Raw genomic sequence first — 19,901 nt, 5'->3', positions numbered from 1 at the left:
CGGCGTACTCCCGGCGCCCCCGGTCCCGCCGTACACAGCGCAAGGGGGCCGCCGGGCCACAGAGAGACGCCGGCGGCCCCTTCCCGGCGCCATCCCGTCCCCACGAGTGTGCGCCGGGCCCGTCCTCCCTCCTTTCGGAGCAGAGGACGGGGGTCCATGGAGGGGTCACCGGCCGTGGTGCGCCGGTGGCCCCGGGTGTCCGGAATGCACGGGAACCGTGCACCGTCACGGCGGCGTGACCCGGATCGTGCCGCCCCCGGGACGGGCGGCCACCGCCCGGTTCGCGTCACATCCCACCAGTAGCAGACCTTCGGAGACCGCGGCCAGGGCCGACCGGACCATGACCCGCCGCGGAAGGTCGTAGGGGGCGGCCGTCTAGGGTTCGGCCCGCTCGCCGTCCCACGGGAAACGTGTGCCGGTGAGGGTCTCGGAGACCTTCCAGAGCCTGCGGGCGGCTTCGGGGTCGGTGGCGTTCGGTGAGGGCTCGACCAGGGCGGCCGGGCCGCGGACCCCGAAGCGGCTCGGCCCGGCGAAACCGCCGCCGGGGACGTCTCCGACGGTCGCCATCAGGGTCGGGCGGGCGCCGCCCTCCGGGCCCTGGGCGAACAGGCGCGTCCCGATCCCGGTGAGCCGGTCGAGCACCCTGTTCCCGGTGGTGATCGTGAAGCCCGTGGCGGCCCAGCCCGGGTGGGCGGCGGTGGCGGCCACGGTGGACCCCGCGGCGTGCAGGCGGCGCTGCAACTCGGCGGTGAACAGCAGGTTGGCGAGCTTGGACTGACCGTACGCGCCGAACGGGCTGTAGGGGCGGTGTTCCCACTGCGGGTCGTCGAAGTCGATGTGCGCCGACGCATGGCCGCTGGAGGAGACGGTGACGACACGGCGGCCGATCCGGGGGAGCAGGAGGTTCGTCAGCGCGAAGTGGCCGAGGTGGTTCACCCCGAACTGGAGCTCGAACCCGTCGGCGGTGTGCCGGAGGGAGCCGGTCATGGTCCCGGCGTTGTTGACCAGGTAGTCGACGGGTTCGCCGACGCCGTCGGCGAACCGCCGGACCGAGGTGAGGGACGCGAGGTCCAGGTGCCGGACCTCGACCCGCCCGTCCATGGACTTCGCCGCAGCGGCGCCCCTGTCCTGGTCGCGGACCGCGATGATGACCCGTGCGCCCGCCGCGGACAGGGCGGCGGCCGCGGCGGCTCCGATGCCGCTGCCCCCGCCGGTGATGATCGCCGTCCGGCCCCTCTGGTCCGGGATGCGCGCGTTCACAGGACGACCGCGATCTTGCCGTGGACCCGGCGTTCGGCCTGCCGGGCCGCGGCCTCCCGGATCCGGTCGATCGGATAGGTGGTGACCGGCACGGTGAGTTCTCCTTCGAGAATGGCGTCGGTGATGGTCCGCAGGTCCGAAGGGTGCGCGTCACCGGCGCCCGTGGCGTGCACGCCCCCGGCCGGGTCGGGCCCCGCCGCGATCGTGGAGATGCGTTCGGGGGGCACGCCGAGGGAGAGGGCGGCCTCCGCGGCTTCGACCCCGAAGAGGTCCGCGGCCGCGGTCACCGCGGGCGGGCCGAGTTCCCGGACCCGGTCCGCGAGCCCGGGACCGTGGGCCACGGGCTCGGCGCCCAGGCCGCGCAGGAAGTCGAAGGTGCCCGGGGAGGCCGTGCCGATGACCGCCGCGCCGGCGCGCCGGACCAGCTGCACGGCGAAGACGCCGACGCCTCCGGCGGCCCCGCCGATCAGCACGGTGTCCCCGGGCCGGGGCTTGATCGCCGCGAGCGCGGCGGTGGCGGTGAGTCCGGCGACGGGGAGGGTGCAGGCGACCTCGTCGCCGATTCCGTCCGGTGTGCGGAAGAGGGCGTCGTGGTCCGGGTCGAGGACGAGGTGGTCCGCGGCCGCCCGGCCCGGGGCCGCGCCGAACACGCGGTCGCCGACCGCGTAGCCGGACACGCCGGCACCGACCTCGTCGACGACCCCGCTGAAGTCGGTGCCGAAGCCGGCGGGCGCCCTGACGCCGAAACCGGCCGCCACCGCCGCGTCGGACGTGATCAGTGGGTCCATGGCGTTCAGGCCGACGGCGGACACGCGGACCCGCACCCGGCCCGGGCCCGCGTGGGGTTCGTGCACATCACGTAGTTCGAGGACTTCGGGACCGCCGAAGCGGTCGTGGATCACTGCTCTGCCCATCGGTCGATCTCCGTCCACAGTGACGAGACTTTGTCCCGTCACTGTACACGAGGTGATGGGACAAAGTGCCGTAGGATGGGCGCATGGCTCGTTGGGAACCCCGTGGCGCGGAACGCCTTGTCGCGGCCGCGCTGGAACTTTTCGAAGAACGCGGCTACGACGGGACGACCGTCGTCGACATCGCGGAACGTGCGGGACTGACCAAGAGCACGTTCTTCCGGCACTTCCCGGACAAGCGGGCGGTGCTCTTCGGCGGCGACACGCTTTCGGACCTGCTCGTGCGGAGCATCGAGGAGGCGCCTGCGGAGGCCGGGGCGCTGAGCGCCGTCCTGTACGCGTTCGAGAGGATCGGCGGGGAGGTGTTCACCGCCGACCGCCGGGAGCTCAACATCCGCCGGGCCGCGGTCATCGCCGCCGCGCCCGAGCTCCAGGAGCGGGAGGCGTTGAAGCAGCTCGGCCTCGTCGCCGCCATGGTCACGGCACTGCGGCGGCGCGGTGTTCCCGAGCTGGCCGCGGCCGTCACCGCGGACGTGGCGGCACTCGCCTCCAAGATCGCCTACGAGCGCTGGGCTGCCCCCGGGGCCGACGCGAGCTTCTCGGACACACTCCAGGAGGCCCTCGACGAGGTGCGGACCACCTTCTCGTCGCTCTCCTGAGAGGAGCTCCGCTCCCGGATGGTCGACGGGGGCGTCCGCCTCACCGGGCGGACCTGGCCAGCCACCGCGACCGACCCCTGACGCCCGGGCAGGGCCGCGGCCACCGCGGACCGTTCACGCGTCGGGTACGACCACGAAGCTGATGAGCCGACGCCTGCGACCGTCGCCCCGGCCGCGGCCGGCCCGCGACAGGACCGCCGCCTCGACCTCCCGAGTCAGCTCGGCGAACTCCTCGTCGGTCAGCCAGGTCGCCGCCTGCCGGTAGACGACACCGTCCCGGACGGGGTCGGCGCCCTCCTGGGCGAGGTAGCGGTCGAAGTCGGACATCAGCGAGGCGGCGAACGCGGTGAACGCCTGCCGGTGGTCGTCCTCGGTCATCGCCGCCCTGACGTCGTCGTCGATCTCCAGACGGCCTGCGCGTACCCGGTAGGAGCGCTCGACGGCGCCGCGTACGCGCCTCTCCCGCACCACCTCCAGCACCTCCGCCTCGACCAGGACGGCGATGTGCCGGTACATGGTCGCGGGCGGGATGTCGGAGAGGCGGTCGCGCAGCTGCGCGGTGGTCAGCGGGTCGGAGTCGAACAGCGCCTGCACGATCCGCATCCGCACCGGGTGCAGGAGGACGTCTGTGGTTGCCATGACTCAACGTTATCATGTTCAATAACATTCTCATTCATGAGAACAATGGGAGATGGAACATGCCGGACGTCGACATGACGGTCACCGCGGGCAACGGACTCCCCCTGGCGGGGACCCTGACACTTCCGACGGGCGACGGCCCCCATCCGGCCGTCCTCCTGCTGCACGGCTCCGGGAGGCTGGACCGCGACGCCAACGCCGGGCGCGTGCGCATGGAGCTCGGGCCGCCCCTGGCCGCCGCGCTCGCCGAGCGGGGCATCGCCACGCTGCGCTACGACCGGCGCGGCGTCGGGGAAACTCCCGGCGACTGGCTCAGGACCGGGTTCACCGACAACAGGGACGACGCCGCCGCGGCCCTGCGCGCCCTGGCGGAGCGGCCCGGGATCGCCTCCGACGCCGTCGGCGTGATCGGGCACAGCGAGGGGGCCGTCCACGCCATGTCCCTGGGGGCGCGGGAGAAGGCCGCGGCCGTGGTGCTGCTCGCCGGATTCGCGCGCCCGGGCGAGGAGGCCCTGCGCCGGCAGGCCGCCATGACCTCCCGCACCCTGCCGCTGGGCCCGCTGCGGCCCGTGCTGCGCACCCTGGCGAACCGGGCGCTGGCCCGGATCAGGGCGTCCGAACGGGACGTCGTGCGCGTCGCCGGCGCGCCGGTGAACGCCCGGTGGATGCGGGAGATGCTCGCCCACGACCCGAGGGCGGACCTGGCCGGCATCCGCGTCCCCGTCCTGGCGATCACCGGCGACAAGGACGTCCAGGTCGACCCGGCGGACCTGGACGTGGTCCGCGCGCTGGTCCGCGGCGACGTCGAGGTCCACCGGACGCCCGACCTGACCCACCTGCTCCGCCGCGACCCCGGCCCCGCCTCGATCCGCTCCTACCGGCGGCTGCTGCGCCGACCGGTCGACGCCGACGTGCCGGCGCAGGTGGCCGACTGGCTGGCGGACCGGCTCACGGGGCCTTCCCGGGAGGCCCGCGCCGCCGGGTGAGGCCGGGGCCCGGCTGTCAGCCGCAGTCGGCGCAGACCCCCGAGAACTCCAGGGAGTGGGCCAGGGCCCCGAACCCGGTCAGGTGTCCGACCCGGTCGAGCACCGGGCCCAGCTCCCAGACGTACGGCACCTCCTCCACCCGGCCGCAGCCGCGGCAGAGCAGGTGGTGGTGGGACGCGGTCGCGCAGCGCCGGTAGAGCCGCTCGCCCTCCTCCGACCGGATGGTGTCGATCCGCCCCTGGCGGGCCAGGCGGTGCAGGGTTCGGTAGACGGTGGACAGGCTCGGCGGGCGCTCCGCTCCGCTGCGCGACTCCACGAGCTGTGCGTGGACCTCCTGGCAGCTGCGGAACCGCTCCCCGTTCGCCAGCGTGTCCAGCACCTCGTGGTCGTACTTGGACTCTCCACCCATGTGTCAGGGCCCTTCCGTCTCCGTATCCAGGCGGCGACCGGCCGCGAAGCCGAGGCCCGCGCCCACCGCCGCGGTGAGGATCCCGGCGGCCACCAGCCACAACAGGGCGGGTCCGGTGAAGGGCAGGGGCTTGCCGCCGCCGGAGGCGGTGCCCGAGCGGTCCGCACCGCCGCCCGTCCCGCGGTCGGCGGCGTCGCCCCCGGCGGCGCCGTCCCCGCCCGGGCCACCGCCGGTGCCCGGGTCACCCGTGTCGCCGGGGTCGCCGAGGTCGCCGAGGTCGGAAGGGGGCCCGGACGGGTCGGGCGACGGGTCGGGGCTCGGATCGGGATCCCCTCCGGCGCCGCAGGGTTCGACGGCGTCGACGTCGGTGACCGCCTCACCGTGGTCGAGCACGTAGGTCAGCTCGGTCTCCGCCGCCACCGGGGTGCCGTCCGCCAGCACCGCGTCCCAGCGGAATCCCAGGCAGTAGACCCCCGGCTCGGTGAACATCCAGGTGGGCGACTGCGAGGCGGTGCCCGTCCACAGCACGTGTCCGTCGGCGGGCTCCCGGGTCCAGTCGCCCAGCACGGTGCGGTCCTGGGCGTTGTCGTACACCGCGAACGGCCCCGGGCCGCGAACACCGGTGAGCGTCCACGTCGGATCGCCCGCCACCTCATCCGCGCCCAGGCCGGTGGCGTCCCAGCCCACGGACGGGCGGTCCCGGGTGACGTCGTTGTACTGCCGGTCGGTGTAGTAGGGCGTGCCGGGTTCGTCGATCCAGTCCTGGTTGTACCGGCTGACGGTGGAGCGTCGGGCGGCGCGGTCGTGGGCGATCACGTCGTCAGGGTCGTGGTGCACGCGCGGGCCGTCGTGGCGGCATGGAGAAGGCGCCGTCGGTGACGACCGCGGCCACGTCGACGTGGCCCAGGTCCAGGACGGTCCGCTCCGCGCCGTCGTCGGCGAGGGCCGGGATCGCTCCCAGGCCGCCGAGGACGAGGGCCGCGGCGACCGCCCCGGGGGCGAGCCAGGGTCTGGGGCGGGTTTTCAAGGCGTTGCTCCTTGGGGTGCGGCGGCCCGTCCGTAGAAGACGCATGGGGGCGGGATCGGCGGGAGGGCCGCACGGGTTCGGGGGAAAACGGCCTCGATCGGGGCCGGGGGGCACGGGGTGGACACAAGGGGCCACGTGGGAGATTATTGATAACCGTTTTCATTTTCGCAAGCACGAACCCCATCGGACCGGGAGATCTCGAACACCTTCGCCCTCGTTCCCGTCCGTACGGGACTCCCGCCACCAGCCGAGGAGAGAACATCCGTGACCACCGGTCGACCCACCCGCACACTGGTCGTGTCCGGCATCCACGAGAACGCCCGCCGGAGCGTGGTCCGCGCGCTACGGGAGGCCGTGCCCGGGATCCCGGTCCTTCGCTTCGACCCCGCCCGCCCCCTCCCCACCGGAAGCGGGAGGCCCCGGATCGTGGAAGTCCCGGGAGGGATCGACCCGGCGGTCGCCGTCGAGACGATCACGGCCCCCGCCGCCTCCCCGCACACGGCCGTCACCGCGGTGGTCGCCGCGGTGGACGGCCGCCGGTGCGTGGGCGACCTGCTGAGCGACGAGACGGCCCGTGCGCGCGGCCTGCGCGGCGAGGCGGACGATCCGCGCACGGTGGCGGAGGTCCTCCTGCGCCAGATCGACTACGCCGACCACCTCGCCCTGGTGGAGACGGGCCGGAGCGGACACCGGGACCGCCTCTGCGGCCCCCTGCTGAACCACCTCAACCCCGCCGCACGCATCCTCACCGACCCCGCCCCGGCCGATCTGGCGCCCCTCCTCTCCGGCCGCTTCGACGGGGTCGGGGCGGCCTTGCGCCTGACCCCCGCCTTCCCTCCCGTCCCGCCGCACACCGGGGAGCCCGCGGTGACCGTGGTGTGGCGCCGCTTCCGCCCCCTGCACCCGGAGAGGTTCTACGAGGCCCTGGACGAGATGACCGAGGCCGGGGTGCGCAGCCGGGGCCGCCTGTGGCTGGCGAGCATGCCCGACACGATGCTGGCCTGGGAGGCCGTCGGGCCGTCGGTGTCCTTCGAGCGCAGCGGCCCCTGGCTGGCCGCCCTGCCCGCGTCGGTCCGCCCCCTGGCGGCGAGCCTGCGCGGCCCCTCCGGGACCTTCGACTGGCACCCGCGCACCGGCGACCGCTGCCAGCACATCGCCTTCACCGGCCTGGGGGCGGACTCCGCGCACCTGCTGGCGCTCCTGGACTCCTGCCTGCTCACCGAGGAGGAGGTCCTCGCCTGGGAGAAGGACGGCCCGCTGTGCGACGACCCCTTCGGCCCCCTCCTGGAGGGCGGCGGCGACGAGCGGCGCTAAAGTCGAAAACGATTTTCGTTTTCATTCAGCTCTCGCGCATCCCGACCGGAAGGCATCCGTGACCTACGACGACCCCTATCGGCTCTCCGGCCGCTACCTGGACATCATGATCACCGGCTGGTGGGACCACCACGGCGCCGCCGTCGCCGAGGCGCTGCGCGCGCTGCCCCCGGACTCCGGACCCGTCGTGGACGCGGGGGCGGGCGGCGGGCACGGCACCCGCCTGATCGCCCGCACCCTGCCCGGCGCCCCGGTCCTGGCCGTGGAGCCCTCCCCCATCCTGGCCGCGGTCCTGCTCTCCCGAGTCGCCGACGACCCCGACCTGTGCAACCGGGTCACCGTGGACACCGACGACCTCCTGTCCGCCCGCCTGCCCGACCGCATCGGCGGCATGCTCATGGCCAACCTCATCGGCCACTTCGGCCCGCACGAGCGCGACCGCCTCTGGGAGGACCTGGCCCCGCGCCTGGCCCTGGGCGCGTTCGTCCTGGCCAACCTGCCCGCACCCACCGAACCCGAACCCGTGGTGCGGGCCCGGATGACCGAGATCGCCCTGGGGGAACGCACCTACGTCGGATGGGCCGCCGCCGAGCCCGCCGGACCCGAACGCCTCACCTGGCACATGACCTACGAGACCCGCGAGGGCGACCGGGTCGTCTCCTCCGACGACGTCCACTACGACTGGTGGACCGTCTCCGAGGCCGGGCTGCGCGCCGAGACCGCGCCCCACGGCCTGCGCGTCGTCCCCCACGGCCCCGCCGAGGCGGGCCTGTACAAGATCCTCCGGGAGAACTGACCCCATGAGCGCACCCACCGACCTGCCCGTGACCGTACTGTCCGGTTTCCTCGGCGCGGGCAAGACCACCCTGCTCAACCACCTGCTGCGCAACCTGGACGGCCGGCGCGTGGCGGTGATCGTCAACGACATGAGCGAGATCAACATCGACGCCGACCTGGTCCGGGGCGAGGGGCACCTGTCGCGGACCGACGAGCGGCTGGTGGAGATGACCAACGGCTGCATCTGCTGCACCCTGCGCGACGACCTGCTCGAAGAGGTCTCCCGGCTGGCCGCGCAGGGCCGGTTCGACCACCTGCTCATCGAGTCCAGCGGGATCTCCGAGCCCATGCCCGTGGCCGCGACCTTCGCCGTCCCCGGACCCGACGGCCGCCCCCTGCTGGAGGGCGCCCGCCTGGACACCATGGTGTCGGTGGTCGACGCCGCGAACTTCCTCGCCGAACTCCACCGAGGCGACGACCTCACCGACCGCGGGCTGGACGCCTACGAGGACGACGAGCGCACCGTCAGCGACCTGCTCGTCGACCAGGTGGAGTTCGCCGACGTCCTGCTCATCACCAAGACCGACCTGGTCACCGCCGAGGAGGCCGACCGGGTGGAGGCCGCCGTGCGGCGCCTCAACCCGCTCGCCCGGGTGCTGCGCATCGCCCACGGGCGCGTCGACCCGGCCGAGCTGATCGGCGCGGACCTGTTCGACCTCGAACGCGCCTCCCGCGCCCCGGGCTGGGTGGCCGAGCTCAACGGCGACCACGTCCCCGAGACCGAGGAGTACGGGATCTCCAGCCTGGTGTTCCGCGCCGACCGGCCCTTCCACCCGGGCCGGCTGTGGAAACTGGTCTCCTCCGGGTTCGAGGACGGGCGGTACGGCACCGTGCTGCGCACCAAGGGCTTCTTCTGGCTGGCGACCCGCGCCCGCACCACGGGCCTGTGGTCCCAGGCGGGGCCGGTGGCCCGCTTCGAGCCGGCCGGGGTGTGGGACCCCGCCGACGGCGCCGCCCTGGGGTACGCCCCCGAGGACCTGGCCGGCACCGAGCCGGTGGAGCCCCGCCAGGAACTGGTGTTCATCGGCACCGCGCTGCGCCGCCGGGAACTGGAGGAGGCCCTGCGCGCCTGCCTGCTCACCGACGGCGAACTGGCCTCCCCGTGGGACGCGCTGGCCGACCCGTTCCCGGAGTGGGACGTCCACGGCCTGCACGCGCACGCCTGACCGGAGCGCGGGGGCCGGCCGCCCCGGTCTTGAGCTCCCCTTGGTGGACCGGGTCCTAGAATCCAGGGACGATTCCTCACCGGGGCCGGCCCGGCCCCACTCCCACGGGGAGCACCCCATGTCCACGGGTGAAGAACAGCAGACCGCACCGAATGCCCCGGCCCACGGCCCCTACGGCGGCCCGCCGGCGGAGAGGCGGGAACCGGACAGCCGCGTGCACCGCCGCGAACCGCTCTTCCCGCACGAGGTGCTGGAGGGGTGGCGGCACCCGGACGGCGAATGGCACTGGCGCTACCGCGCCCGGGTGGACGCGCGGCCGATCACCGTCCGGATGACCGCCGAGCCCGGCGTCCCCGTGGAGGAGATGGTGGAACGCGTTCGGGCCGTCGCGGTCCTGGGGAGGGGCGGGTGATCCCGTGTACGTCCCGTCCGGAACCCCAGCCGTCCCCGCGGTGCCGCTGACCCTCGAAGTGGTCGACTACCTGCCCAATCCGCACGCCCCGGCGGCGCTGACCGAGACCTCGGGCGGTGTCACCTGGTACCTCCAGCTCGGGGCGTACACGCACGAGACCGCCCGGTCCGCGGCCAAGACCATGTCGGACGCGGTGCTCGCGGCGCTGCTCGCGGGCTTCGGGCTGGACGTCCCCTGCGACGCGGCCCGCCGCGACCCGGTCGGCACCCTGGGCCCGCTCGCGGGCGCGATCGTCACCGCGGCGCTGGTCCCGCCGGCCCTGCGCCCTGGAAAGCCCGACGGGTAAGGGAATCCCGGCCGGTACCGAGATGAAAAAGAATTCATCTTCTCATTTCCGCTCTCCCCGCGGGCGGAACCGGGACAACCCGCCACCGGCGAGGCGAACAGGCCCCCAGGAAACCGAACGGCGGCCTTTTCCCGCGGATATCTCCATGGGAACATCTTCATGGAAACGAGGGGGGCAAACCCACCCGGGCACCCCGAAAGCACCCTGAACAGCACGTACGACCACATCATCCCTCCGGAATCCCGTCGAGGCCACGGCCTCGACGGGCTTTTTATATGGGGGGCAGAGGTGTATCTTTATGCGATCTTTAAGGCGGGATCCCGGTCCGGGAAATCCGGATGCATTCCGCATGCCCGAACCCTTCTCCTCACCGAAGCGAGACCAGGATGGAAAGCACGGACACGGCTGCACCGGCCGCTCCCCCGCACCCGGCGCAGAACACGCCCGCCCGACCCGCGAAGGTGTTCGGCCCCCGCTGCCTGGTCACCCTGCTGGACCTGGAGGCCGACCAGCGGATCCTGTTCGCGGGCCATGATGACTCCCTGGTCCGCAGCGCGCGGCGGCGCGGGGCCCTGCCGGTGAACGCCCTCCCCGACCCCCGCACCGGACACCTGCCGCTGGAGGACGGCTCCGTGCACCACGTGGTCGTTGCCACCGCGGACGCCGCCTGGTGGGCGCCGCCCCTGTCGGCCGAGGCCGCCCGGGTGGCGGCCCCCGGGGCCACCCTGTTGGTCGGCGCGGCCTCCCGGTTCCGCTTCCCCCTGCGCACCGGGGCGCAGACCCCCGCGAGCGGCCGCCGCCTGCTGGGCGCGGCCGGTTTCGGCGGCGTCCGCGCCTACGGGGTCCGGCACGGTTTCCACGACCCGCGCTTCCTCGTGCCGCTGGACCACACCGGGGCGCGCACCTGGTTCCTCACCTCGGCCTCCATGCCGCACCGGCCCTACCAGGCCCGCCTGGCCGGGCTGCTCTCCCTGCTGCCGCGCACCGGCCTGGACCGGGCGTACTTCCCGAACCTGCTGTTCACCGCCCGGCGCGAGCGGGGGCCGCAGTGCTAGACCGCGTCCTGGAGTCCGTGCGCACCGGCCTTCCCGCCACCGCACCGCCGCGGGTGGGCGCCGCACTCGGCCGCCCCCGGGCCGTGGTGCTGGGCAGCTACTGGGAGGGCCGCACGGTCTACGCGCTGTTCGCCCCGCGCGAGCGCGTCCCCGCGCTGGTGGTCAAGGTCGACACCAACGACGACTACAAACCGCGCCTGTACCGGGAGCACGAGGCGCTGCGCCGGGTCGCGGCGACCCCGGCCATGGCGGGGCTCGCGCCCGCCCCGCTGGGGGTGTACGCGTGCGGCGGCTCGGTGGCCCTGGCCCAGACGGCCGTTCCGGGCGTGCCGCTCAACGTGCTCCTGCGCCGCAGGCTCCGGCACGGCGGGCGCCGCAGCGCCCGCGACCATGCCGGGCTGCTGTCCTGGCTCGCGGCCTTCCGGGGCTCCGGTCCCGGCCCCGGCTCCGGCTCCGGGGACACGGTGACCGTCGAACCGGGGACGGTGGCCGAGCGGCTGGCGCGGGCCCTGCCCGCCGACGCCCCCGGATCGGCGGAGCTGGCGGAGTGGGTGGCCGCGGAGGGCGCCCGCTTCGGACCCGTGCCGGTCCCGGTACGGCCGCTGCACGGGGACCTGGGGCCGAGCAACTGCTTCGTCCACCGGGGACGGGTACGGGTGGTCGACTGGGAGGGGTCGCTCGCCCAGGGGCCGCCGCTGGCCGAGACCCTGGTGTTCCTCAACCACTACGCGCGTGCCGTCCCGGGCGCGGACACACGGCTGCGCAGGCCGACGGACACCTTCCGGGAGGCCTTCCTGGGGCGGGGGTGGCTGGGCACCCTGACCTGGGACACCTGGCGCCGCGAGCTGCACGGCCTGGGCGTACCGGCGGAGGCGGACCGCTACCTGTTCACGGCCACCCTGGTCGACCTGGCCGCGGGGCGGGCGGCCACGGCGCACGCCGCGCGCAGGAGCTCGCAGAACACCTGGAAGGGCCTGCTGGCGCTGTACGCCGCCGAGCGGCGACCGGGGTGGACGAGCCCGTCCGGGAGGTGACGGGCCGATGAAGTGCAAGCAAAATTGCACATGGGTCTATTGCTGCAATTAATCTTGCTGTAGCGTGACCGCCATGTCCTTCCCCGAGCGCGTGAACGAGTACCGCGACCGACTGACCAGGTCCGATCGCGTACTCCTCGACGAGATCCTCGCCCACCCGGCGCAGGCTCCGTTCTGGCGGGGCGGCGACGTCGCCCAGCGCGCGGGAGTCCACGCGGCCGCCGCCACCCGCCTGGCGCAGCGGCTGGGATACCAGGGCTACCCGGATCTCCGGGACGATCTGCGCAAGGACCGCGAGGACCGCCTCAACGGGGCCGGGGACCGCTTCCGGGAAGAGCTCCGCGGCCAGGGCCGCGTCCTGGACACGCTCCTGGCCACCGAGATGGACTCCCTGGCAGCGGTCGTCGGACACGTGGAGCAGTCGCAGCTCGACGAGGTCGCCGACCTCCTCGCCGGCGCGCGGACGGTCTACCTGTTCGCGCGGGGCAACTCGGGGATCCTGGCCGAGCTCCTCGACGGCCGGCTGCGCCGGTTCGGGATGCACCCGGTCAACCTCACCGGCCCCGGCCGCGACGTCGCCGAGCGCATCCTGGCGATGTCGGCGTCCGACGCCGTCGTGTCCTTCGCCTTCCGCCGCGCCCCGCGCAACCTCACGGACCTCTACGCCCACGCGACCTCCGTGGGCGCCCGCTCCGTCCTCATCACGGACACCCTGCACACCCTCGACCCGGCTCCGACCACCGTGCTGTCCGCCCCGCGCGGGCACCAGGAGGGCTTCTCCTCCCTGAGCGTGCCGATGCTGATCGCGAACGCCATCGTGCTCACCATCGCCCGGCGGCACCCGGACGCCGTGCTCCCCGCACTCGATCGACTGGACGGCCTGCTCGCGGACTTCGACTGACGGCATCGGCCGCAAGCCCCGCGTGACGGACGGGCCCGTCCCCCCATCCCCCCACCAGCGCGAGAACGACATCCAAGGAACCGTCATGCGCTTGTCAGGAATGCTCTCCGCCTCCGCCGTCCTGCCCCTCGCCGCGGCCCTGGCCGCCTGCGGCGGCGGCACACCGCAGGCCCCCGCCGCGGGCACGGCCGCCGGAGCCCACGAACTCGACTCCGCCACCCCCGACGAGCTCATGGAACTGGCCATGGAGGAGGGCACGGTCACCGTCTACTCCTTCACCTCCCGCATCGCCTCCGTCGAGGAGGCGTTCGAGGCCCGCTACCCCGGGATCGACATGGTCGCCCACGACATCTCCTCCTCCGAGCAGATCACCCGGCTGCGCTCGGAGTCGCAGGCCGGGACCCCGTCGGCGGACGTCGTCTACATCTCCGACGCCCCGGTGGTCATCACCGAGCTCGTCGCGGGCGGCATCCTCCAGAACTACGTGCCGCCGCGCGTCGCCGACAGCGTCCCCGAGGCGTACCGGGAGCCGCTGCTGGCCAACCGGCTCTCCACCAAGATCCTCATGTACAACGAGGAGGCCCACCCCAACGGCACCCCGATCGAGAACCTGTGGCAGCTCACCGAGGAGGAGTGGAACGGCAGGGTCGTCATGGTCGACCCGGGCGTGCGCGGCGACTACCTCGACCTCATGGCGGAGATCGTCCGGCGCTCCGACGAGATGGCGCAGGCGTACGAGGACAACTTCGGCTCCGGGATCGTCCTGGACGAGGACGTCGAGAACGCCGGGCAGCAGTTCATCAAGGACCTCTACGCCAACGGCCTGGTCCTGGTCGACGACACCGACAACGTCAACCAGGCGGTGGGCGCGATCGGCCAGGACGACCCGCCGGTCGGCATCACCTCCTACTCCGACCGCCGCGACAACGACGAGGAGGGCTGGGCGCTCCAGGCCTCCCTGGGGACCGTCCCCTCGCCCGGCATCACCTTCCCCGCCTACATCGGCCTGGTGAACGGCTCGGAGAACCCGGCCGCCGCCCGCCTGGCCGCGGACTTCCTCATGGGCGACGACTCGACGACCGGCGGTCCCGCCTACGAGCCCTTCTACGTCCCGGGCGACTACCCGGTGCGCATCGACATGCTGGCGCCCGACAACGCGGTCTCCCTCGACGAGCTCGGGGCCTGGGACATCGTCCCGGAGGAGACGGCACGGATCCGCGACGGCGTGGCCGACTTCCTGCTGACCCTGTAGTCCCACCGGTCCACATCCCCGCACCCTCCGGTGAAAGGACGCCATGCCGACGGCACCCCCGCCCCGCCGCACCACGGTCGGCGGCACCCTGGCCCGCACCCGGACCGCCCTGCGGCGGCCGACCACGGCGCTGGGGGCCTGCACCCTGCTCATCCTCGCCGCCCTCGTGATCGCCCCGCTCGCCGGGCTGGTCAACACGACCCTGATGGAGGGCAACAGCCGGGCGTGGGCGGACGTCTTCGCCAGCCCGATGTCGGAGAACCTCTTGTGGCGGCCGATGGGCAACTCGATCATCGTGGGGGTGGCCACCGCGGTCGGCTCCACGGTGATCGGCGGGTTCCTCGCCTGGGTGGTCGTGATGACCCGCGTCCCCGGGCGGGGGATCCTCGGGCTGCTGGCGACGATCCCGTTCGCGCTGCCGAGCTTCGCCCTGGCGCTGGCCTGGGACTCGGTCTTCCGCAACGACCTGATCGGCGGCTCCACCGGGATCCTCGTGAACCTGGGGCTCGCCGTCCCCGACTGGCTGGCCTGGGGTCCCGTGCCGATCTCGGCGACCCTGACGGCCCACTACTTCTCCCTGTCGTTCATGATCGTCGCCGCCGCCCTGGCGAGCGTCAACGGGGACCTCATGGAGGCCGCCGAGCTGACGGGCGCCTCCACGCTGCGCGTGGCCCGCGACATCGCGCTGCCGGTCGTGGCGCCGGCGATCGTCTCCGGCGCGCTGCTGGCCTTCGCCGCGGGGGTGTCCAACTTCGTCACGCCCGCCCTGCTGGGCCTGCCGGTCCGGTTCCACACGCTCTCGACCCGGTTGTACGGGGCGATCTCCACCGGTGACGTCGCCCGCGGCTACGTGCTGTCGATCGTGCTCATCGTGGTGGCCGCGATGATCATGTACGCCTCGACGCGGCTCACCGGGGGGCGGCGCGGCTTCGCGACGATCACCGGCAAGGGCGGCCGCCGCCGGGCCGTGGACCTGGGCCGGTGGGGGCGGCCGGTGGCCGGGGCCGCGTGGCTGCTGGTCACCTGCACCACGGTCGTCCCCGGGCTGGTGCTCGTGCTGAGCTCGCTGACCCGCCGCACCAACGACTTCGCGTCCGGGCTGACCCTGCACTACTGGGTCGGCGGCTCCGACCCCGCGTTCGCCCAGGGGCAGCGGGGCATCCTGAACAACCCGATGATCCTCCAGGCCACGTGGAACACGGTGCTGCTCGGGGTGTGCGTGGCGGTCGGCGCTGGCGTGCTGGGCCTGCTGATCTCCTATGTCATCACCCGGTCCACCGGTCCGCGGTGGCTGCCGGGGACCCTGGGCGTGGTCTCGTTCGTGCCCTACCTGATCCCGGGCATCGCGCTGGGCGCCGCGTTCATCGCGCAGTTCGGGGCGCCCATCGGCCCGATCCCGAGCCTGTACGGGACGTTCGCGATCCTCGTGCTGGCCGGGATCGCGTCGACCATCCCGTTCTCCGTCCGGTCGGGCACCGCGGCCCTGAGCCAGGTGTCGCGGGACGTGGAGGAGTCGGCGGTGATGGCCGGGGCCGGGCTGCTGCGCCGGATCGGCGCCGTCATCGCGCCGCTGACCGCCCGCGGCCTGTTCACCGGCGGGGTGCTGGTGTTCGTGCAGATGGTGCGCGACCTGTCCCTGGTCGTGCTGCTGGCGACCCCGGCGATGCCGGTCCTGGCCGTCCTCACCTACCAGTACTCCTCGGAGAACTTCACCCAGCTCGCCAACGCGGTCACCGTCGTCATCGCGGTGATCTCGGTCGGGGCGACCGTCATCGCCCGGCGCCTCGAAGGCGCCTCCCAACCCTGGAACCCGAACTCATGACCTCCACGACGGGCCCCCGAGGGGCGGAAAGGACCGGCATGCGCTCCGGAGCACCCGCGGCCTCCCTGACCATCACCGACCTGCGCAAGGACTTCGGCCGCACCACGGCCGTCGGCGGCATCTCGATCGACGTGCCCGCGGGTTCCTTCCTCGTCCTGCTCGGCCCCTCCGGGTGCGGCAAGACGACGACCCTGCGGATGCTCGCGGGGCTGGAGGACCCGACCGGGGGCGAGATCCGGTTCGGGGACCGCGTCATCGCCCGGGGGGACGGCACCACGGTCGTCGCCCCCAGCGAACGCGAGGCCGGGCTGGTCTTCCAGTCGTACGCGCTGTGGCCGCACAAGACGGTGCGGCAGAACATCGAATGGCCGCTGGTCGTGGCCAGGTGGCCGCGGGCCGAGCGGCGGTCCCGCGTCGAGCGGGTGCTGTCGATGCTGGTGATCTCCGAGCTCGCCGACCGCTACCCGGGGGAGATCAGCGGCGGCCAGCAGCAGCAGCGGGTGGCGATCGCCCGGATGATCGCGCCGCAGCCGCGGGTGCTGCTCTTCGACGAGCCGCTGTCCAACCTGGACGCGCGGCTGCGGGTGGAGACCCGCGGTGAGCTGATGCGCATCCACCGCTCCACCGGCGCGACCAGTGTCTACGTGACCCACGACCAGGTGGAGGCGATGACCATGGCCACGCACATCGCGCTCATGAAGGACGGGCGGATCGAGCAGTTCGGCACGCCGCGGGAGCTGCTGGAGGAGCCGCGCACGCCGTTCGCCGCGACGTTCATCGGCACTCCCCCGGCCAACATCATCCGGTGCCGGGTCGAGGGCGGGCGGCTGCGGGCGTACGGCGTCGACTGCGGGGCCGCCCCCGCCGCCGCCGAGGGCACGGCCGTCCAGGCGATGTACCGGGCGGGTTCGCTCGCACCGGCCCCCGAGGGCGGCCCCGGGTGCCTGCCGGCGACGTTCGCCGACCAGGTGCCGATGGCCGACCGGTGGGTGGTGGGCGCGGACCTCGCCGACGGAACCCGGGTGCACCTGTCCCGCGACACCCCGGTGGAGCTGCGGCCCGGCGACGGTCTCGGGGTGCGCCTGCCCGAGAGGGCGGACGCGTACTTCGACACCACCAACGAGCGCCCGGCGGCCGGGGCGGCCCGGTGATGCGGCTGGTCCTGGTCCGCCACGGCGAGACCGCGTGGAACGAGGAGCGGCGCCTCCAGGGGCAGCGGGACATCGGGCTGTCCGCCACCGGGCGGCGGCAGGTCGCCGCGCTGGCCGAGACGGTCGGGTACCTGGCGCCGGGGTACGTCGTCACCTCGGGTCTGCGCCGCACACGGGAGACCGCCGAGGTGCTGGGGGTCCGCCCGGACGTGTGCGACCCCCGGTTGAACGAGGCGTACCTGGCCGGGTGGGAGGGGCGCTACTCGGCGGAGATCAGGGAGGAGGGCGGCGACGTGTACGCCGCCTGGCGCGCGGGGCGCTTCCACCCGCCGGGGGCCGAGAGCTTCGGCACGCTCACCGAGCGGGTGGTCGCCGGGATCGACGGCGCCGTGCGCGACGCCGCGGCCCGGGGCCACGACCTGCTCATGGCGGTCACCCACGGCGGACCGGCCCGGGCCCTGCTCACGGCCGCGGTCGGGCTCGATCCGGCGCGCACGGTGCCGAGCCACCCCGCCAGCCTCAGCATCGTCGACGTCGACCCCGGGGCCGCCTCCCTCACCGAACCGGGTGCGGCCCGGCTGCGCCTGTTCAACTACGCCCCGGCCCTGTCCCCCCTGGACCCCCCGGACTGACACCGTCCCGGGCATCCGCGGGAAAACCCTTCGACACACGGGCTCCGAAGCGGTGGGATGGCGGTCCGCCGTGTCCACCGCCGCCCACCGCCGGGCGGGCCGAACGCAGGAGTGCGCCCGTGGGAACCGACCGCCCCGCCGTCGACGGCGGCCTCGTCCGGCGCCTGGTCGACGCGCAGTTCCCCCGGTGGGCCGGACTGCCCCTGACCCGGGTGGAACCCGGCGGCTCGGACCACCTGATCCACCGGCTGGGCACGGAGCTGTCCGTCCGACTGCCCCGGCACGCCGGGGCCGTCGGGCAGGCGCACAAGGAGGCCGAGTGGCTGCCCCGGCTCGCCCCGCACCTGCCGCTGGCCGTGCCCGAACCGGTGGCGGTGGGCGAGCCCGGCCTCGGCTACCCGTGGCCGTGGGCGGTGACCCGGTGGCTGGCGGGCGAGGCGGCGACCGCGGAGGCACTGGCCGACTCCCCCGACGCCGCCGTCCGGCTCGCGGGGTTCCTCACCGCCCTCCAGCGCTTCGCGCCCGAGGCGGTCCCGGCCGCGGGCACCCGCGGCGACCTCACCGGCGACCCGCTGTCCGACCGGGACCGCGCGACCCGCGCCGCCATCGCCGCAACAGCGGACGTGTTCGACGCGGTGGCCATGACCGGGCTGTGGGACGCGGCGCTGGCCGCCCCCGCCTGGGGGCGGCCCCCGGTGTGGTTCCACGGCGACTTCCACACCGGCAACCTGCTGACCGTCGACGGCCGCCTCAGCGCGGTCATCGACTTCGGCGGGCTCGGCGTGGGCGATCCGTCGCGCGACCTGATGATCGCCTTCACCCTGATGTCGGCCGGCGGCCGGGCCGTCTTCCGCGCGGCACTGGGCGCGGACGACGCCACCTGGCTGCGCGGCCGCGGCTGGACCCTGGCGACCGGCCTGAACGCCTACACCTCCTACGCCGCGGTCGACGCGCGCGTCGCCGCGCAGACCGCCCGGCAGATCACCGCCGCCCTCGCCGGGTAGCCCAGAAGAGCCCCTGGAGGAGGTGGCGGGGCGCCCGGAGGGTCCAGTGGTCGATGCCGTGGCTCTCGTAGGTGGCGTCGAAGCGGTGGGTGTACGCGCGGAAGGACGCCGGGGAGGAGTCCACCAGGCGGCGGGCGGACACCCCCGCCCGCATCCGGGAGGCGTAGGCGACCCGGATGCCGGTCTGCTTGAGGTGCACGGCCAGGTCGATGTCCTCGTGCAGCACGTCCTCGTGGTCGGGGCAGGCCGCGTGCTCGATCGACTTCCACGCCGTGGCGCGGATCGCCATGTTGCTGCCGTAGAGGAACGGGCAGCGCCGCCTGCCCAGGTGCCAGAGCGTGCGCCGCACGGCGTTGTCGGACACCGGGCAGGAGCCGAACCGGGGCACGTCGTAGTAGGTGACCGGGCCGGTGACGGCCCCGACGGTCGGGTCGGCCATGGCCCGGGACACGTTCTCCACCCAGTCCGGGGCCAGGACGGAGTCGGCGTCGATGCGCCCGAGGACGTCGCCGGTCGCCGCGGCGAACCCGGCGTTGCGGGTGGGGACCAGCCCCTGGACGTCGAACTGGCGCAGCAGCCTGATGCCCGCGCCGGGGTGGGCGTCGGCCACGCGCCGGACGATCTCCGCCGTGGCGTCGGTCGAGCGGTTGTCGACCACGATGGTCTCCCAGGGGGCCCGCGTCTGCGCCAGGACGGCGAGCAGGCACCGCTCGATGGTCGTCTCTTCGTTGTACGCCGGGATGACCAGGGACACCGTCGGTACGGGAGCCACCGCCAGCACCACCCTCCCGCGCCGCCTTCTCGGGATATCGACGTCGGTCACTGTCGTCCTTTCCTCGGTCCTTCGGTCCGAGTCCATGTGACCTCAGGCAGGGCAACGTGCGGCGCGATCCCCGTGACCGTGAGGGAAACGCCGGGTGACCGCGCAGGCCGAACGTGCGGTCCGGGCCCCGGCGCGGCTCCATCGGCCGTCGGGATCCGCGCCGCCCCGATCGGAGGGGACCTTCCGCACCGGCGCCGGAGGCGTTCGCCCCCTCGTCTCCCCGGCGGTCCGGGCCCATGCTGATCACGCCGGTCACGCGCA

At 74.0% G+C, this 19,901-nt stretch carries 22 protein-coding genes; 15 read left to right on the top strand and 7 right to left on the bottom strand.

The window, feature by feature from the left end:
* Positions 1-375 precede the first annotated feature (375 nt).
* Together ACJOT3_RS03355 and ACJOT3_RS03350 are read right to left on the bottom strand one after the other, a co-directional pair.
* A complete protein-coding gene (locus tag ACJOT3_RS03355) occupies positions 376-1,260 on the bottom strand; it encodes an oxidoreductase (protein ID WP_406968617.1) in 885 nt (294 codons plus the stop codon).
* Positions 1,257-2,174 carry an NADP-dependent oxidoreductase gene (locus ACJOT3_RS03350; RefSeq protein ID WP_406968615.1) on the bottom strand — a complete coding sequence of 306 codons (918 nt, stop codon included), beginning with the start codon at positions 2,172-2,174 and terminating at the stop codon, positions 1,257-1,259. Before ACJOT3_RS03350 ends, ACJOT3_RS03355 begins: the two co-directional genes overlap by 4 nt.
* Positions 2,175-2,257: 83 nt before the next feature.
* Here ACJOT3_RS03350 and ACJOT3_RS03345 point away from each other — a divergent pair, with 83 nt between their 5' ends.
* Positions 2,258-2,830 carry a TetR/AcrR family transcriptional regulator gene (locus ACJOT3_RS03345; RefSeq protein WP_406968613.1) on the top strand — a complete coding sequence of 191 codons (573 nt, stop codon included), beginning with the start codon at positions 2,258-2,260 and terminating at the stop codon, positions 2,828-2,830.
* Between the two features lie 114 nt (positions 2,831-2,944).
* On the opposite strand, the gene ACJOT3_RS03340 is transcribed toward ACJOT3_RS03345, so the two are convergent.
* The gene (locus tag ACJOT3_RS03340) at positions 2,945-3,469 is read right to left on the bottom strand and encodes a helix-turn-helix domain-containing protein (RefSeq protein WP_406968611.1); all 525 of its coding nucleotides are present in this window, start codon (positions 3,467-3,469) and stop codon (positions 2,945-2,947) included.
* A gap of 59 nt (positions 3,470-3,528) precedes the next feature.
* On the opposite strand from ACJOT3_RS03340, the gene ACJOT3_RS03335 reads away from it, so the two are divergent.
* Positions 3,529-4,455: an alpha/beta hydrolase gene (locus tag ACJOT3_RS03335; RefSeq protein WP_406968609.1), complete on the top strand. Its 927-nt coding sequence runs from the start codon at positions 3,529-3,531 to the stop codon at positions 4,453-4,455.
* A gap of 16 nt (positions 4,456-4,471) precedes the next feature.
* Here the strand turns inward: ACJOT3_RS03335 and ACJOT3_RS03330 are convergent, their stop codons facing one another.
* Genes ACJOT3_RS03330 through ACJOT3_RS03320 form a run of 3 tightly spaced genes read right to left on the bottom strand, consistent with a single transcriptional unit; the run spans position 4,472 to position 5,891 of the window.
* Positions 4,472-4,864, bottom strand: coding sequence for a Fur family transcriptional regulator (locus ACJOT3_RS03330; protein ID WP_406968607.1), 393 nt, complete (start codon positions 4,862-4,864; stop codon positions 4,472-4,474).
* A gap of 3 nt (positions 4,865-4,867) precedes the next feature.
* On the bottom strand, positions 4,868-5,701 hold the full coding sequence (locus ACJOT3_RS03325) for a TIGR03769 domain-containing protein (RefSeq protein ID WP_406968605.1): 834 nt from the start codon (positions 5,699-5,701) through the stop codon (positions 4,868-4,870).
* Positions 5,685-5,891, bottom strand: a complete 207-nt coding sequence (locus ACJOT3_RS03320; protein ID WP_406968603.1) for a hypothetical protein — start codon at positions 5,889-5,891, stop codon at positions 5,685-5,687. Before ACJOT3_RS03320 ends, ACJOT3_RS03325 begins: the two co-directional genes overlap by 17 nt.
* 264 nt (positions 5,892-6,155) lie before the next feature.
* On the opposite strand from ACJOT3_RS03320, the gene ACJOT3_RS03315 reads away from it, so the two are divergent.
* The 13 genes from ACJOT3_RS03315 to ACJOT3_RS03255 all read left to right on the top strand — a co-directional run bounded on the left by ACJOT3_RS03315 (position 6,156) and on the right by ACJOT3_RS03255 (position 18,817).
* The gene (locus ACJOT3_RS03315) at positions 6,156-7,205 is read left to right on the top strand and encodes a GTP-binding protein (RefSeq protein ID WP_406968601.1); all 1,050 of its coding nucleotides are present in this window, start codon (positions 6,156-6,158) and stop codon (positions 7,203-7,205) included.
* 58 nt (positions 7,206-7,263) lie between these two features.
* Positions 7,264-8,001 (top strand): class I SAM-dependent methyltransferase, encoded by a 738-nt coding sequence (locus tag ACJOT3_RS03310; protein ID WP_406968599.1) that lies wholly within the window; start codon positions 7,264-7,266, stop codon positions 7,999-8,001.
* Between the two features lie 4 nt (positions 8,002-8,005).
* Positions 8,006-9,208, top strand: coding sequence for a GTP-binding protein (locus ACJOT3_RS03305; protein WP_406968597.1), 1,203 nt, complete (start codon positions 8,006-8,008; stop codon positions 9,206-9,208).
* A gap of 118 nt (positions 9,209-9,326) precedes the next feature.
* Entirely contained in the window at positions 9,327-9,620 is a 294-nt protein-coding gene (locus tag ACJOT3_RS03300; protein ID WP_406968595.1) for a hypothetical protein, read from the top strand.
* A 4-nt stretch (positions 9,621-9,624) separates the two neighbouring features.
* Positions 9,625-9,966, top strand: coding sequence for a hypothetical protein (locus ACJOT3_RS03295; protein WP_406968593.1), 342 nt, complete (start codon positions 9,625-9,627; stop codon positions 9,964-9,966).
* A 386-nt stretch (positions 9,967-10,352) separates the two neighbouring features.
* A complete protein-coding gene (locus ACJOT3_RS03290) occupies positions 10,353-11,021 on the top strand; it encodes a hypothetical protein (protein WP_406968591.1) in 669 nt (222 codons plus the stop codon).
* The gene (locus ACJOT3_RS03285) at positions 11,015-12,055 is read left to right on the top strand and encodes a phosphotransferase (protein ID WP_406968589.1); all 1,041 of its coding nucleotides are present in this window, start codon (positions 11,015-11,017) and stop codon (positions 12,053-12,055) included. Before ACJOT3_RS03290 ends, ACJOT3_RS03285 begins: the two co-directional genes overlap by 7 nt.
* A gap of 73 nt (positions 12,056-12,128) precedes the next feature.
* Positions 12,129-12,956 (top strand): MurR/RpiR family transcriptional regulator, encoded by an 828-nt coding sequence (locus ACJOT3_RS03280; protein WP_406968584.1) that lies wholly within the window; start codon positions 12,129-12,131, stop codon positions 12,954-12,956.
* Between the two features lie 85 nt (positions 12,957-13,041).
* On the top strand, positions 13,042-14,208 hold the full coding sequence (locus ACJOT3_RS03275; protein WP_406968582.1) for an ABC transporter substrate-binding protein: 1,167 nt from the start codon (positions 13,042-13,044) through the stop codon (positions 14,206-14,208).
* Positions 14,209-14,251: 43 nt separating this feature from the next.
* A complete protein-coding gene (locus tag ACJOT3_RS03270; RefSeq protein WP_406968580.1) occupies positions 14,252-16,030 on the top strand; it encodes an ABC transporter permease in 1,779 nt (592 codons plus the stop codon).
* A 38-nt stretch (positions 16,031-16,068) separates the two neighbouring features.
* The gene (locus ACJOT3_RS03265) at positions 16,069-17,181 is read left to right on the top strand and encodes an ABC transporter ATP-binding protein (protein WP_406968578.1); all 1,113 of its coding nucleotides are present in this window, start codon (positions 16,069-16,071) and stop codon (positions 17,179-17,181) included.
* Positions 17,181-17,813, top strand: a complete 633-nt coding sequence (locus ACJOT3_RS03260) for a histidine phosphatase family protein (protein ID WP_406968635.1) — start codon at positions 17,181-17,183, stop codon at positions 17,811-17,813. The genes ACJOT3_RS03265 and ACJOT3_RS03260 overlap by 1 nt, the downstream gene beginning before the upstream one ends.
* Positions 17,814-17,932: 119 nt before the next feature.
* Complete coding sequence (locus tag ACJOT3_RS03255) at positions 17,933-18,817, top strand: aminoglycoside phosphotransferase family protein (protein WP_406968576.1); 885 nt, start codon at positions 17,933-17,935, stop codon at positions 18,815-18,817.
* On the opposite strand, the gene ACJOT3_RS03250 is transcribed toward ACJOT3_RS03255, so the two are convergent.
* Positions 18,795-19,640, bottom strand: a complete 846-nt coding sequence (locus ACJOT3_RS03250; RefSeq protein WP_406968574.1) for a glycosyltransferase family 2 protein — start codon at positions 19,638-19,640, stop codon at positions 18,795-18,797. The genes ACJOT3_RS03255 and ACJOT3_RS03250 overlap by 23 nt on opposite strands.
* Between the last annotated feature and the right edge of the window lie 261 nt (positions 19,641-19,901).

Source organism: Nocardiopsis protaetiae, assembly GCF_045446735.1.
In the GTDB taxonomy this organism is placed as follows: domain Bacteria; phylum Actinomycetota; class Actinomycetes; order Streptosporangiales; family Streptosporangiaceae; genus Nocardiopsis; species Nocardiopsis protaetiae.
This window is presented reverse-complemented; position numbering and strand designations above follow the sequence as displayed.

Excerpts from the sequence above, each read along its gene's own strand:
- ACJOT3_RS03305 (WP_406968597.1), top strand. The coding sequence starts at position 8,006 with ATGAGCGCACCCACCGACCTGCCCGTGACCGTACTGTCCGGTTTCCTC.
- ACJOT3_RS03335 (WP_406968609.1), top strand. The coding sequence starts at position 3,529 with ATGCCGGACGTCGACATGACGGTCACCGCGGGCAACGGACTCCCCCTG.
- ACJOT3_RS03265 (WP_406968578.1), top strand. The coding sequence starts at position 16,069 with ATGCGCTCCGGAGCACCCGCGGCCTCCCTGACCATCACCGACCTGCGC.
- ACJOT3_RS03350 (WP_406968615.1), bottom strand. The coding sequence starts at position 2,174 with ATGGGCAGAGCAGTGATCCACGACCGCTTCGGCGGTCCCGAAGTCCTC.
- ACJOT3_RS03260 (WP_406968635.1), top strand. The coding sequence starts at position 17,181 with ATGCGGCTGGTCCTGGTCCGCCACGGCGAGACCGCGTGGAACGAGGAG.
- ACJOT3_RS03345 (WP_406968613.1), top strand. The coding sequence starts at position 2,258 with ATGGCTCGTTGGGAACCCCGTGGCGCGGAACGCCTTGTCGCGGCCGCG.
- ACJOT3_RS03280 (WP_406968584.1), top strand. The coding sequence starts at position 12,129 with ATGTCCTTCCCCGAGCGCGTGAACGAGTACCGCGACCGACTGACCAGG.
- ACJOT3_RS03290 (WP_406968591.1), top strand. The coding sequence starts at position 10,353 with ATGGAAAGCACGGACACGGCTGCACCGGCCGCTCCCCCGCACCCGGCG.
- ACJOT3_RS03270 (WP_406968580.1), top strand. The coding sequence starts at position 14,252 with ATGCCGACGGCACCCCCGCCCCGCCGCACCACGGTCGGCGGCACCCTG.
- ACJOT3_RS03340 (WP_406968611.1), bottom strand. The coding sequence starts at position 3,469 with ATGGCAACCACAGACGTCCTCCTGCACCCGGTGCGGATGCGGATCGTG.
- ACJOT3_RS03330 (WP_406968607.1), bottom strand. The coding sequence starts at position 4,864 with ATGGGTGGAGAGTCCAAGTACGACCACGAGGTGCTGGACACGCTGGCG.
- ACJOT3_RS03300 (WP_406968595.1), top strand. The coding sequence starts at position 9,327 with ATGTCCACGGGTGAAGAACAGCAGACCGCACCGAATGCCCCGGCCCAC.
- ACJOT3_RS03275 (WP_406968582.1), top strand. The coding sequence starts at position 13,042 with ATGCGCTTGTCAGGAATGCTCTCCGCCTCCGCCGTCCTGCCCCTCGCC.